The sequence below is a fragment of the Thermoleptolyngbya oregonensis NK1-22 genome (genome assembly GCF_032705245.1).
Classification (GTDB): domain Bacteria; phylum Cyanobacteriota; class Cyanobacteriia; order Elainellales; family Elainellaceae; genus Thermoleptolyngbya; species Thermoleptolyngbya sichuanensis.
Genome location: NZ_CP053540.1, coordinates 4,484,767 through 4,499,796, shown reverse-complemented (window position 1 = coordinate 4,499,796; position 15,030 = coordinate 4,484,767). Strand labels below are relative to the sequence as shown.

The window sequence follows — 15,030 nt, the reverse complement described above, 5'->3', positions numbered from 1 at the left end:
ATGGGATCAAGCACTGGATACGCACAGGAATATCAGCAGGCTGAAAGAGCCTATATGCAAGGGAAATACGACGATGCAGCAGCGGTGATCGATCGCCTTGTAGAAGACTATCCCAATGACCCCAATGTGCGGCTATTGCGCGGACATATTTACTGCTACGGACTCCAGCAATACGACATTGCGCGTGAACAGTATCAGTCAGTGCTGGCGCTGACCAACGACCCCGAGTATGTGGATTATGCCAACAGTGGGTTAGAAACAATCCAGCAGTATAGTGATGCTGGTGCGACGGTTGCCCCAGATGCCGGATTTGACGACATTGACGGTGATTTTGTTAGCACAACTGACTCCCAAACTTACTTTGAAGAGGGTGGCGATCTAGGCGACTTGGATAATGCTTTTAGCTTCGATGGGCTGGACTTCAATGGTGCAGAAGACCCATTTGCCGGTCCTGAAGCGATTCCGTCGCCCTTTGAAAATCCATTCGCAGGCGACGACGCAGGCGGCGACTTTGGGCTGAATGACCCCTTTGCGGCATCAGATGATCCCTTGGCTGGGCTGGCGAGTCCGGCGGATGCAGGGTTAGGGCAGCCATCGCCCTATGTCTTTGATGATCCCGAACAGTCGATGGAGAACTTTGCAGCGGCTGGATTTGACGATTCGGCGGCGGATGCAGAGCTATCTTTTGATTCAGGGTTTGAGGGCGAGGTGTTTGAATCTTTTCCATCGCCTTCTGCCAGCGGCGGTTTTGCAATGCCTGCTGAATCGACTGGGGAAGAGACTCTATTCATGATGTCGGATGAATTTGAAGCCCTGTCGTCTGAAGAAGATGGTGAGGCAACGTTTGGGCATGGGCAGTCGCAAGAGGATGACCCGTATGCCGCCCCAGATGCCCCAGATTATGGAACGCCAGATTATGGGACAACAGATTATGGCGCATCGAACCATAACCCATCGGACTATGGCATGTCGGACTATGGTGCGCCAGGTTATGCTTCTCCGTCCCATGAAACGAATGGCTACCCGATGCCGAGTTATGGCAACGGCAGCAGTAGTTTTTCGGCAGATTTGGATGACCATACCTTTGTGGACGGTGGCAATAGCTATGCGCTGGACGACCTGGATAGCCTGGATGATTTCTCAACCAGCGAAGACCCCCACAGCGGCAAATCGGTTGGAGGGGCCGATTTTCTAGATGAGTTTGACGAGTTCGATGATTTGGGTAGCCTGCCCGATTTCGATATGTCTGACCATTCGGCTGGCTTTACGAGTCCTTCGGTCGGCGGCGAAAGCTTTTTGGTTTCTGGGCGTGCGGGCATGGTGTCCAGTGAGAGTGGGTTTGACTTGACTGACGGGGGAGCCGATCAGTCGGTGATTCGAGAAGATGAGATCTTCAGCTTTTCTGGCGTATCGGACGCGCTGCCGACCTTTACTCAGGGCGATGGGCGGAGTGTGGAGGCTGAGGTGGCTGAGCAGCAGGGCTGGCTAGCTCCCTTGGCAAACGCGCCGCTCGATAGCAAGAAGTGGCTGATTGGCTTGGCGACGGGTATCACATCGGCGATCGCCGTGGCCACGATTGGCTTCCTGGCATCCAACTTTCTAGTGCCCGAAGAAGACCGCCCGACCATTATTCCAGCAAGCCAAAAGATGGGGCTGGTGATGGCGGTGGCGGCGGGTCTGGTTGGTGGCGGTACGGCAACGGCTCTGAGCGCTGCGTCGAATCGTCAAATCAAGCGATCGGTGAGCGATTTGCAGGCGCAGTTCAGCGCTGTGTCGCAAGGCAATCTGAACGCTCGTGCAACGGTGTATTCCGAAGATGAACTGGGGCAACTCTCGTCTGGGTTTAACCAGATGGCGCGGGTGATTTTGACGACCACTAGCGAAGCCCAGCGCAAAGCGGAGGAGCAGGAGCAAGCGAAGGAAGACCTGCAACGTCAGGTGATTCGCCTGCTGGATGATGTGGAAGGCGCGGCACGGGGCGACCTAACGGTGCAGGCAGAGGTGACCGCAGACGTGCTGGGTGCAGTTGCCGACTCGTTTAACCTGACCATTCAAAACCTGCGAGAAATCGTGCAGCAGGTGAAGCAGGCGGCGCGGCAGGTGACTAAGGGATCTACCGAGAATGAGATTTTTGCGCGATCGCTCTCCTCTGATGCCTTGCGGCAGGCGGAAGAGCTAGCCGTCACGCTGAACTCTGTGCAAATGATGACCGATTCGATTCAGCGGGTGGCAGAGAGCGCCCGCGAAGCCGAAGAGGTGGCTCGTTCTGCCTCTACCACTGCGCTCAAGGGCGGAGAAGCAGTGGAGCGCACCGTATCCGGCATTCTAGAAATCCGCGAAACGGTGGCAGAAACCACCCGCAAGGTGAAACGTCTGGCGGAGTCGTCCCAGGAAATCTCCAAGATTGTGGCGCTGATTTCCTCCATTGCTTCTCGCACCAACCTGCTGGCACTGAACGCCAGTATCGAGGCGGCGCGGGCAGGCGAAGCAGGACGCGGATTCGCAATCGTGGCAGACGAGGTGCGCCAGCTTGCCGACCGGGCCGCCAAAGCATCGAAGGAAATTGAGCAAATCGTGCTGCAAATTCAAAGCGAGACTGGCTCGGTGATGACCGCGATGGAAGAAGGTACGCAGCAGGTGATCGAGGGCACCCGGCTGGCAGAACAGGCAAAGCGATCGCTCGAAGACATCATTCAGGTGTCGAACCGCATCGACGTGCTGGTGCGCTCCATTACCACCGACACCATCGAGCAAACCGAGACCTCCCGCGCCGTGGCCCAGGTGATGCAATCGGTGGAATTGACCGCCCAAGAAACCTCTCAAGAAGCACAGCGCGTGTCGGGTTCGCTGCAAAACTTGGTGGGCGTTGCCCGCGACCTGCTGAACTCGGTGGAACGGTTCCGCGTTGAAAAGTAGTGTCTTCTGCGTCTTCTTGACTGGCTTTCTCAGATTTGATGGAGCTTTGGATGGATTCGGGTACATTAGGTTAGATTTTGAGGGGATACGCCCTCTTGCATTTTGAACCGCTCACCCCATCTTCAGTTCGCGCATTTCCCCCATTTAGAAGGAACACCGCTATGCTGTCGGAACAACAACAGCGCATCCTGGGCTACTTCATTGAAGAAGCAAAAGACCACCTGAACACCATCGAGCAGGGGTTGCTGAATCTGCAAGCCACCATCGAAGACTCGGAGATGGTCAGCGAGGTGTTTCGTGCAGCGCACTCGGTCAAGGGCGGCGCGGCAATGTTGGGGCTGGACAGCATTCAAAACACATCCCACCGCCTGGAAGACTACTTCAAGGTGCTGAAAGAGTGTCCGGTGCGGGTTGACCAAACTCTAGAAACTCTGCTGCTGGGTGTATTTGACGCGCTGCGAGAACTGTTGGATCACCTCCAGGGTCCCTTTGGGTTGACCGATGACAAATCTGCCGAGGTGATGGCTGGGGTGGAGCCAATCTTTGGGCAGATTAATGAACATTTGTCTCGGTTGGTGGCTCAGTCGGGTGGCACGCCGCCGGAGGATGTGGAGCTATCGGTTCCTGCTGCCAAGGCAACGCCTGCCTCTGCGCCACAGCCTGCGATCGCCGAGGAAAGCGCCCTGCTCCTGATGTTCCAGAGCGATGTGCCCGCTCGCCTGCGAGAAATGCTGCAACTCTTCAAGCAGGCAGACAGCGACGCTACTCGTCAACAGCTTCAGTCCCTCTGTCGCACGCTGAGCGGCTATGGCGATCCGTTTGACTTGCCTGCTTGGACGGATCTGCTCTCTCTGGCAGAAAGGGCGATCGCCCATCCCGACAACGAGTTTCGCACCCTTGCGCCCGTTATCATCAAAGACATCAAGCAGGCGCAGGAACAGGTGCTAGCGAGTCGCGCTGCCGACATCACGCCCAGCGAAGCCCTACTCCAACTCCAGCCCAGCGACGATGACCTGCTGCTGGAACCTGCTGCCGACTGGCTATCGGTGCCGCCAACCACCGATGGCGGCGTGGATGCAGCCGAATTTGGCTTGCCCGATGCCGAAGTGCTGGATGTACCCAACGCGCCTCTAGATCTCGATCCGCTGGGCTTTGATGCGGCGTTTGGTGCAGCGGCGGATGAGCAGGCAGGATCGGGCGATCGCACGAACGATTTTGAACGGTCATTTGACACTGCTGACACTGCCGATTTTGACTTGCCGGATACATCCGCTTCGGATGCACCAGACCTCTTCGCTTCAATGGATGACAGCGCCTTGGGCCTGGATGCGCTGGATGCGTTGGATGGGCCCAGCGGCTTAGAGGAACTAGATTTTGCCGCAGCCGATGATCCTACAGGGGATGATCAAAACGGGCCAGAAGTCGGCATCGCAGAACTCAACAGTCTGGCCGACCTATTTGAAAACGAAGCCCCTGACCTAGGAATCATCTGGCAGGAAGAAATCTTGTCAGAAGTCGAGGTGGAGCTACCAGAACCGCTAGAGCCTGACCCCACTAGCGACTTCTCGGACTTGCTGTTTGGGCAAGACACTGCTGGCGAACTGAGCGACTTAGAGCTAGAGCTAGAGGGCGGGCTAGAATCCTACGGCGCTGGGGACGATTCCGGCAGTTTTGAAAGCGCGGCCGACGATTCAGACGACGATCTTTCTGCAATTCTGAATGCTGCGGCAAACAGCGCGGCTCAGATAGAGGACTCCTCAGAGGCTCTGTTTGGAGCGCAGCCAGAACCGCAATTTACCGATCCTGATGCATCGGCAATGACCGGAGAGGCATCTCTGGATGACCTACTGGATGGCGACCTATTTGCTGAAGAGTCTCCAGTCCCGGACTTTTTTGGACTAGACGATTCGGATAATGGCTTGCTGGAAGAACTCACTGGCGGGCTAGAAGACAGCTTCTTGGGCTTGCCTGAAGTATCAGAACCCGACCAGCAGTTGGACGCATTAGACGACTTCTTTGCAGATTTGGGCAGCGATTTGGAGCCAGAAGCGCTAGCCGAAGTCAGCGAAGACGCTGAGGCTGGGGACGCTGAGGCTGGGATGGATTCGGCAATCCTGTTTGAGCCGCCCACAGCGGAGGTGGCTGAGGATGCATCCGATGCATCTGATGTGTTGTCTAATGCATTGATTGAGAACCCACCTGCTGCCGAAGATCTGTTGGCGATGGACGATTCTGATCTGAGCGACCCTGGAATGGGACTCGACCTGGAGGATGATTCCCAGGAAGACGCTGCTTCTCAGCCAACGTCCTGGCTAGATGCGCTGGATTCTGAAGATGGGCTGGCGGCGCTGACTCCGGCTCCAGCGATGTGGGATGTGGAGGCCGATCAGGATGTGACGGCTGATTTGTGGGGCGCTGAGCCATCGGCCCAAGCGATTTGGGACAGCCTGGATGATCTGCCGGAAGAGGAAGCACCTCAACCCTCTTCAGCAATCAATCCAACGGCTGACCCAGACGTGCTGGAGGTCGAAAATCTGGGGGGCTTTGACCTGAGCGATGCAGACGTAGACCTCCTAGAAGAGCCTGCTGCTGGCGCTGATCTCGACGCGACCGAAGTCGTTTCTGCATCAGAAGATGAGTTGGCCCTAACCGATCTGGGACTGGACGAAGCTCTGGGCACGGAGGCGTTGGATGGAGACGATCTGTTTTCGGGGGTAGATGCCGAAGCTGCTGACAGTCTGGATGCATTGCTGGAAGAGTCGCAACTAGAGGAGCCGCAGTTAGAAGATCTGCAAGAGTTACAGACAAGCGCAGAGCTTGCAGCAGAACTTGCAATTGAAGAGTCGATCGACGACGGAACCAGCGCTTCCGCTGAGGAGCCTCCAGTAGAAGAACTTTCAGTAGAGGGGCTTTCAGTAGAGGAACTTTCAGTAGAAGAACCCCTGATCTCCAGCAAGCCTTTGGAGGCGATCGCCCCTAATCCTGAAGCTGCGGCGGCCGTAGCCGACTTTGGCGACCTGGATTTGCTGTTAGGCAATGCCGACGAAACCGTCACGCCAGATTTTGGGCTTGACCTCAGCGAAGCCAACCTGTTTGAAAACGCATCAGACCCCAACAGCGATTTTGCCGACTTGGAAGACCTGCTGGCAGATTCCAGCCCGGTCAACGAGGACAGCGTTGGGGATGAAGCAGATGCCTTTGCCGATTTGGATGCGCTGCTAGAAGAAGAAATGGCAACAACTGCTTCTGAAACGCCTATTTCAGGGTTTGGTGTGGAAGAGGCGGACGACTTTGCGGATTTGGAAGCGCTACTCGACGGAGATGTAACTTCTGTTCCGCCTACTGCTCCTCCAATTCCCAGCGAGGACGAGGCAGATGAGTTTGAGGACTTGGAACGGCTGCTAGAAAACGCCGACCAAACCCTGTCCGACATTCCCACGATGCGGGCAGTTCGGAATGCTGCTGCGGCTCGCCGGCCCGCAACGCGCCGTAACACCCCCACCCTGACTGACCAAACCATGCGCGTGTCAGTCAAAAACCTGGACAACCTCAACAACCTGGTGGGCGAACTGGTCGTCAACCGCAACAGTCTGGAACAAGCTGAGGAACGGCTGCGGCAGTTCCTCGACAACCTGCTCTATCAAGTGCAGCAGTTGAGCGATGTGGGTCAGCGGATGCGCGACCTGTACGAGCGATCGCTCTTGGAAAGCTCTCTGCTCTCTGGACGCAAGACTTCTGCCTTTACGGCTCCTGGCAGCGCCCCCAGCAGCAGCCAGAGCAACCATGCAACGGGCGTGAGCTTCGACGCGCTGGAGATGGATCGGTTCACAGGCTTCCACACCCTCTCACAGGAGATGATCGAGCTAATCGTGCGGGTGCGAGAATCGGCCTCGGACATTGACTTTGTGGTGGACGAGACAGATCAGATCACCCGCAACTTCCGCCAGATCACCACGCAGCTTCAGGAAGGGCTGACCCGCACCCGAATGGTGCCCTTTGCCCAAACCGCCGATCGCCTGCCCCGTGCGGTTCGCGACATCTCTCTGCGCTGTGGCAAGCAGGCAGAACTGGTGTTGGAGGGACGCGAAACCCTGATCGACAAGATGATCTTGGAGCAGCTTTATGACCCGATGACGCACCTGGTCAACAACGCCATTACCCACGGCATCGAGTCGCCCCAGGAACGGGCCGCGATGGGCAAAGCACCGACCGGGCGAATTACGGTTCGCACCTTCCACCAGGGCAACCAGACGGTGATTTCGGTCAGCGATGATGGCGCTGGAATTGACCCGGAACTGGTGAAACAGAAGGCGATCGCCCGTGGGCTAATCACGCCTGCCGAAGCCAAGAATATGTCTCGGCTGGATGTGTATGACCTGCTGTTCCACCACGGCTTCAGCACCCGCGACAAAGCCGACGACCTAGCAGGACGCGGCGTGGGCATGGACGTGGTTCGCACCAGCCTCAACGAAATTCGGGGCGTGATCAACATCGACTCCTCCGTCGGGCGCGGCACGACCTTCACCATCCGCCTGCCGCTGACGCTGAGTATCTCCAAGGCACTGTGCTGCATCAGCAACCGCGCCCGCATCGCCTTCCCAATGGACGGGGTGCAGGATATGCTGGATGTCCCGCGCGATCGCATCCAGATCAATAGCGAAGGTCAATCCTGTATCCCGTGGCGCGAACAACTGCTGCCCTTCCAGCCGCTGTCGAACCTGCTGAAATACAATCGCAGCCTGGGTCGCGGCAGCGTCTATGGCGGCAACCAGGAAGACGATATTGTGTCGGTGGTGGTGCTGCGGAGCAACGCGGGCAGCTATCTGGCACTGCAAGTCGATCAGGTCTTGGGCGAACAGGAAATTGTAATCAAACAGCTCGAAGGGCCTGTGCCCAAACCGCTGGGTATTGCTGGGGCGACGGTGCTGGGCGACGGACGCATCATGCCCATTGCCGACGTGCTGGAACTCATCGATCTGTCGATGGGCCGCATCCGTCGCGAGGCCGGTAGCTCCCTGTGGGAAGTCAGCGAAGAGCCACCCGCCGATGCCGCCGATGCAAAGCAGGAACCCACGGTGCTAATCGTGGACGACTCCATTACCGTCCGCGAACTGCTGTCGATGACGTTTGCCAAGATTGGCTATCGGGTGGAGCAGGCTCGCGACGGGCAGGAAGCCTGGGAAAAGCTCCGGTCTGGCTTGCCCTGCGATCTGGTGTTCTGCGACATTGAGATGCCCCGCATGGACGGTCTAGAACTGCTGTCTCGAATGCAGAAAGACACGCACCTGACCCACATTCCTATTGCCATGCTGACTTCTCGCGGAGCCGACCGCCACCGTCAAATGGCTATCCAGCTTGGAGCCAAGGGTTACTTTACCAAGCCCTATCTGGAGGAAATGCTGCTCGATGCGGCGCAGCGGATGCTCAAAGGCGAAGTGCTGGTGGCAGCTAGCGGAGACAGTAACTAAAGACAGTAACTAAACAGTAACTCAGTAGCTAAACAGTAACTCAGTAGCCAAGCTAGGCGCTTAAACGCTTAGTCAGTGTCTTGCGGAAGATTCAGACTTTGCTGATCTGACGTTGCATCGGGCGCTTCTGGGGCGGAGCGACTTTGCAACCAAGCAAATAGCGCTGACCCTATCACCAAGTTGAGGGTGATGATAGAAACCAGTTGCAGCATCAGGATGTAGCGCATAGGGAAATGTGTCGATTCTCGATCTTGGATTTGCGATTTTGGATTTGCGATCTTCGGATTGCCTGCCAAGCTCCTGTAGGGCTTCCAGCAATGTCATGATTCCGTTCATGACTCTGTGAAGCGATTTACACCAGGTTGAAGTGTTCCATGTGGATGTGCGTGGGCGGCACTTGGAGATGGTGGAGTCCGGCTTCGACCGCATCCATCATGCGGGGACTGGCGCAGATAAAGTATTGACGGCTGCCGCGATAGTGGGGAATGTAGCGTTCTAGCAGGGCTTCATCAACGTAGCCCGATTCCCCGGTCCAGCCCTCGTTGGGATGGCGGAGAACGAAGACGATTTGCAAATCCAGCTTGTCCCTCAGGGCTTCTAGCTCCTCGCGGAAGGTGAGGTCGTCCCAGCGATCGCCCGCGTAGATCAGCAGATGGGGGCGATCATCGCCGCGTTCGGCGTGGGTGGTCAGAATGCTCATAAACGGCGTGATGCCAATGCCCCCAGCGATGAAAACAAACCCGGCGGTGTCTGGATAGCGATCGCTCGTGAACACGCCATAGGGGCCGTCCAGGTAAGCCCGCGTTCCTGGCGGTACGTGCTTAATTTCGCGGGTAAAGTCGCCCAGCGCCTTGATCGTAAACTCGATACGGTCGGACTGGCTGCCGCTGGAGGACATCGAAAAGGGATGCTCGCGCATGTGGAACGGCGATACGTCCAGCGTGATCCAGGCAAACTGGCCCGGCTGGAAGGTGAAGCCGTTGTGGCCGTGGGGTCGCAGCGCCAGCGTCCAGCTATCGCCCCGCTGAGACTCGACCGCTTCCACTAGGTAAGGCTTTTTCAACATCATCCACGGCTTCACCAGACGCACATAGACCAAGAGCCAGAGGGCAGCGAGGGCGATCGCCCCCCACAGCACCGTCTTCCAAAACAGCGATAGGTAATAGCCAACCCCGATCGCGTGCGCCAGCCCCAGCCCCAGTGCCAGCACCGCCAGCAATCCGTGCAGCGTGCGCCACGCCTCATAGGGAATTTTCAGCCGCGTGCGCCAAATCGAGGTGATAATTAGCGCCACTAGCGCCAGCGTCCCCATGACGGCAAATCGGGCCCGCCACGGCGCTTCTGGAAAATTGAGCAGAGCCAGGGTTTCCGGCTGGTTAATAAACAAAATCGCCGGATGCACCAGGATAAACAGCACCGCCACGATGGAGATGTAGCGGTGAAATTGCAGAATAATGTCGATCCCGTAAGAAGCCTCGACCCGGTTGATCCGCGCCGTCAGCGCAAATTGCAGCGCCATCATTGCCAGCCCCACAAATCCCAGCGCCACCGAAAACTCAACCCAGAAGCCCCGCGCTTCACTGGATATCGGCGGATAGAGCAGCAGCACCAGCAGCGGAACGAGCGTCAGTCCCAGATAGATGGAGATCCAAAAGATGGCGATCGCAATTGGACTATGGGTCAAGATAGTCTTCATGATTAGCGGTTCAAGAATAGAGGCTGAGTAACGGCTGAATAGAGGCCGATGCGTCAGGAGTTACGGCGCAACCGTAAGATAATCTGTTTGCAAGCAGGAGTTCCTCTACCTCAGGCGGCGATCGCCCCTCTGCGTCCCTATGCCTCTAGAGAGAAATACTCTGACCCAACAAAAAACCTGTCTGGCGATCGCGCCAAACAGGTCTTTCCAAGTCCTAACTCCAATATGCTCTCGCCTCAGCGCCGCGGAGCAATTACCCCAGGCTAGGCCTTCTTCAGCCAGCTAAACATGGCTCGCAGATCTTTGCCGACTTCCTCAATGGGATGCTCGGCCTCGCGGCGGCGCATGGCGGTAAAGCCCGGTTTGCCAGCCTGGTTTTCCAGCACAAATTCGCGAGCAAACTGTCCCGTCTGAATCTCTGTCAGGATCTTCTTCATTTCCGCACGGGTTTCGTCGGTGACGATGCGCGGGCCGCGAGTCAGGTCGCCATATTCTGCGGTGTTAGAGATGCTGTCGCGCATCTTTGCCAGACCGCCTTCTACAATCAGATCAACAATCAGCTTCACCTCGTGTAGACACTCGAAGTATGCCAGTTCCGGCTGATAGCCCGCCTCCACCAGCGTCTCAAAACCCGCCTTGATTAAGGCGCTGAGACCGCCACACAGCACCACCTGTTCGCCAAACAAGTCGGTTTCGGTTTCTTCACGGAAGGTGGTTTCCAGAATGCCTGCGCGGGTGCCGCCGATACCTTTGGCGTAGGCCATCGCGCGATCGCGTGCCCGTCCCGTTGCGTCTTGATACACCGCAAACAGCGCCGGAACGCCCTCACCCTGCTCATAGGTGCGCCGCACCAAGTGTCCCGGCCCCTTAGGAGCCACCATCACCACATCCACATCCGCAGGGGGCACAATTTGGGCAAAGTGAATATTGAAGCCGTGGGCAAATGCCAGCACCTTGCCTGCGGTCAGTTGCGCTTCGATCTCGTTCTTGTAGACCGTTTTCATCACCTCATCCGGCAGCAGGATCATGATGAAATCTGCGGCAGCAGCAGCATCGCTCACCGTCTTCACGGTCAGCCCTTCCGCCTCAGCTTTGGCAGCCGACTTGCTACCCGGATACAAGCCAACCACCACATTCAGCCCGCTGTCGCGCAGATTCAGGGCATGGGCATGGCCCTGCGAGCCGTAGCCGATAATGGCAATCGTTTTGCCAGCCAAAACGTCCAAATTCGCGTCTGCATCGTAATACATCCGAGCCATAGGGAAGGAATCTCCGTGAAGCGAGGGTTATCTGTCTTGCAAATTGGTCTTTGCAAATCGGTAAATCTTGCAAATGTCAAGCATTTGATTCTACCAAACGGAGGGGAGTGGGTGAAAGGCATGGCCCGAATCAGCGCAAAAAGAAACTGGGTCACCCATCAGGCAACCCAGCCCTCAACACAAGACAGTGCTTAGATAATGCTTGCAAACAGCAGTTACTTACAGCTATTTACAGCTACTTACACCATAGCTACTTACAGCTACAGCTACTAACCGCCACAGCTATTTACAGCTATAGCAATTGACCGCTACGACCGCTACTCCGCAGACTGAGGCAGCAACTCCCGCTTTTCACCCGGAAGCACCTTTACCTGTCCGTCTTCGCCTACATCCACAACGGCCACATCGCCATCCTTGACTCGCCCTGAGAGGATTTCCTCTGCCAGGGAGTCTTCTAGCAGGCGCATAATGGCGCGGCGCAGGGGACGAGCGCCGTAGCTGGGGTTATAGCCCTCTTCCACTAGGCGATCTTTGAACTTCTCGGTGACTTCGAGGGTAATGCCCTGCTCCAGCAAGCGACCCGATACTTCCCGCAGGAGAATGTCACCAATCCGCTTCACCTCGTCCTTCGTCAACTGACGGAAGACGATAATCTCATCTAGACGGTTGAGGAATTCAGGGCGGAAGTATTGCTTCAGTTCCTCATTCACCAGAGAACGGATGCGGTTGTATTGGGACTCAGCCATGTCTTCCGAAGACAGGTCGAAGCCCAGACCGCCGCCGCCCTTCTCGATCACCTTGGAACCGATATTGGAGGTCATGATCAGCAGGGTGTTCTTGAAATCCACCGTGCGGCCCTTGGCATCGGTCAGGCGACCGTCCTCCAGGATTTGCAGCAGCATATTGAACACATCGGGGTGGGCTTTTTCGATTTCGTCGAACAGCACCACGGTGTAAGGGCGACGACGAACTGCTTCGGTGAGCTGGCCCCCTTCGTTGTAGCCGACGTAGCCGGGAGGCGACCCGATTAGCTTGGAAACGGTGTGCCGCTCCATGTATTCCGACATGTCGAGGCGAATCATCGCCTCTTCGGAACCGAAGAAGTAGGCCGCCAGAGCCTTGGTTAGCTCCGTCTTGCCGACCCCCGTAGGGCCAGAGAAGATAAAGCTGGCGATTGGGCGGTTGGGGTTCTTCAAGCCCACGCGGGCGCGACGGATGGCGCGAGACACAGCTTTCACAGCTTCGTCCTGACCAATCAGGCGATTGTGTAGGGTGTCTTCCATGTGCAGCAGCTTCTCGGACTCGGTTTCCGTGAGCTTGTTGACTGGAACGCCCGTCCAGGCTGCAACGATTTGGGCAATGTCTTCCTCCGTCACCACCGGGGAATCTTCGCCGCCCGTTGCCTCGCTCTGCTTAGATTGGACAATGGCGCGGATTTCGGCGCGTAGCTCCATCTCGCGATCGCGCAATTCGCCTGCCCGCTCAAAGTCCTGATTGCGAACGGCATCGTCTTTCTCTTTCTGAACCTGGCGCAGTTCCTTATCCAGTTCCTTCGCAGCCGGGGGCATTTGCGAGTGGAACAGGCGGACGCGGGAACCCGCCTCGTCGATCAGGTCGATGGCCTTGTCGGGCAGGAAGCGGTCTGAGATATAGCGGTCAGACAGCTTAGCAGCAGCCTCTAGCGCCGCATCGGAAATCTTCAGCTTGTGGTGCTGCTCGTAGCGATCGCGCAGACCCCGCAGGATCTCGATCGTGTCCTGCACTGACGGCTCACCCACCATCACGGGCTGGAAGCGGCGCTCCAGAGCCGCATCGCGCTCGATATGCTTGCGGTATTCATCCAGCGTCGTTGCGCCGATGCACTGGAGTTCACCCCGTGCCAGCGCGGGCTTCAGGATATTAGCCGCATCAATCGCCCCTTCTGCTGCGCCTGCGCCGATCAGCGTGTGAACTTCGTCGATCACCAGAATGACGTTCCCCGCTTGGCGGATCTCGTCCATGATCTTTTTGAGGCGTTCCTCAAACTCACCGCGATATTTGGTGCCCGCCACCAGCAAGCCGATGTCGAGAGTCACCACACGCTTCTCTTCGAGAATATCGGGCACGTCGCCGCTGGAGATGCGCTGGGCCAGCCCTTCGGCGATCGCCGTCTTGCCGACTCCCGGCTCTCCAATCAGCACCGGATTGTTCTTCGTGCGGCGACCCAAGATTTGAATCACGCGCTCAATCTCTTTCTGACGGCCGACCACGGGATCAAGCTTGCCTTCGCCCGCCATCTGGGTCAGATTCGAGCCAAACTCGTCCAGCGTGGGGGTCTTGGTGCGTCCCTGGCTGCCGCCCGGCGTGACCTCGGCAGTTTCACCCAGCATCCGAATCACCTGGGTGCGAACCTTAGAGAGATCAACGCCCAGGTTTTCGAGAACCCGGGCGGCCACACCTTCACCTTCGCGAATCAGCCCCAAAAGGAGGTGTTCTGTACCGATGTAATTGTGTCCAAGCTGGCGAGCCTCTTCGAGCGACAGTTCTAGAACTCGCTTGGCCCGTGGGGTAAAGGGAATCTCGACCGCCACAAAGCCCGACCCGCGACCGATGATCTTTTCAACTTCAATCCGAGCGTCCTTGAGGTTGACCCCCATCGACTTCAACACTTTGGCGGCGACGCCGGTCCCTTCTCCAATCAGACCCAGGAGGATCTGTTCCGTTCCTACAAAGTTATGACCCAGGCGACGAGCTTCTTCCTGGGCAAGCATGATCACCTTAATGGCTTTCTCTGTGAAGCGTTCAAACATGGCAGTCTCTATCACCTGCTGCGTGCCGGTACTGCTGATTCTAGCATAGGGTAAGTGAATCCACCCGGCTGCTCAACAGAGACAACCGACCCCAGCCAAGACCCTGATCCCGAAACGAGCGCATCAAAGGATGCAAGCGAAGAATGCGATCGCACGCTTGCCGCTCCGAAGGGGATCTTGCTAGGAAAAGATACCTATGTCAAGAGGGATGGCAGAAAATCCCAGATCGCCTGCCTCTTTCTGGGTAGGGGATTGGGCGGGGATCAGGTGCCACCCATGCTGACGATGGCGATCGCCCACCCAGCCCCACCACTGCCGCAGCGTGTCTGAGAAGTCTGGCTCTTGCAGCCCCCTGCGCCAGAGAATCAGCGCGTCCTCTTCGGGGTTTTGGTAGTAGCGGGGCCGCAGGCCAACATCCGTGAAGCCAAATTTTTGATAGAGGGCGATCGCCGCTCTGTTTGATGCCCGCACTTCCAACGTCGCCCAGTGCATTTGATGGTGCCACGCTGCCTGCATCAACGCCGTCAGCAGCAGTTGCCCCAGCCCCCGCCCCCGCTGTGCCGGATGCACTGCCAGCGTTGTGATGTGCGCCTCGTCCAGAATCATCCACAGACAGCCCAGCCCAGCGAGCGAGGTTTCCCCATCTCCTGCCGCAGCGGTCAGCGCCAGCAGCGTGCTATTCGGGCTGTCAATTTCTCTCAAATAACCGTCTTCCGTCCACAGGCCACCCAAACACTGCCGATCCAGCGCTACGGCGGCATCGACTTGATCCCGTGTCAACAGCGACAGATATAGCGCGTCCATGCCTATCTGCGATCCAGAAAATCCATCTTCAATCCCTCCAAGAAGGGTAGGTGCCAATTGTAAACTAGAAAAATTGGCATTCCCTCTAGCATTCCTCT

General features: G+C 57.1%; 6 protein-coding genes. 2 read left to right on the top strand and 4 right to left on the bottom strand.

Features of this window, described 5'->3' with window-relative positions; all coding sequences use genetic code 11:
* Entirely contained in the window at nt 1–2,916 is a 2,916-nt protein-coding gene (locus HNI00_RS18775; protein ID WP_316788417.1) for a methyl-accepting chemotaxis protein, read from the top strand.
* Nucleotides 2,917–3,077: 161 nt separating this feature from the next.
* Entirely contained in the window at nt 3,078–8,384 is a 5,307-nt protein-coding gene (locus HNI00_RS18770) for a hybrid sensor histidine kinase/response regulator (RefSeq protein WP_316788415.1), read from the top strand.
* Nucleotides 8,385–8,736: 352 nt separating this feature from the next.
* Here the strand turns inward: HNI00_RS18770 and HNI00_RS18765 are convergent, their stop codons facing one another.
* The 4 genes from HNI00_RS18765 to rimI form a co-directional block, all read right to left on the bottom strand.
* A complete protein-coding gene (locus HNI00_RS18765; protein WP_316788412.1) occupies nt 8,737–10,080 on the bottom strand; it encodes a ferredoxin reductase family protein in 1,344 nt (447 codons plus the stop codon).
* Nucleotides 10,081–10,343: 263 nt separating this feature from the next.
* Nucleotides 10,344–11,339, bottom strand: coding sequence for a ketol-acid reductoisomerase (gene ilvC, locus HNI00_RS18760; protein ID WP_172355441.1), 996 nt, complete (start codon nt 11,337–11,339; stop codon nt 10,344–10,346).
* A 317-nt stretch (nt 11,340–11,656) separates the two neighbouring features.
* On the bottom strand, nt 11,657–14,128 hold the full coding sequence (locus HNI00_RS18755; RefSeq protein WP_297078682.1) for an ATP-dependent Clp protease ATP-binding subunit: 2,472 nt from the start codon (nt 14,126–14,128) through the stop codon (nt 11,657–11,659).
* Between the two features lie 180 nt (nt 14,129–14,308).
* Nucleotides 14,309–14,932 (bottom strand): ribosomal protein S18-alanine N-acetyltransferase, encoded by a 624-nt coding sequence (gene rimI, locus HNI00_RS18750; protein WP_316788408.1) that lies wholly within the window; start codon nt 14,930–14,932, stop codon nt 14,309–14,311.
* Between the last annotated feature and the right edge of the window lie 98 nt (nt 14,933–15,030).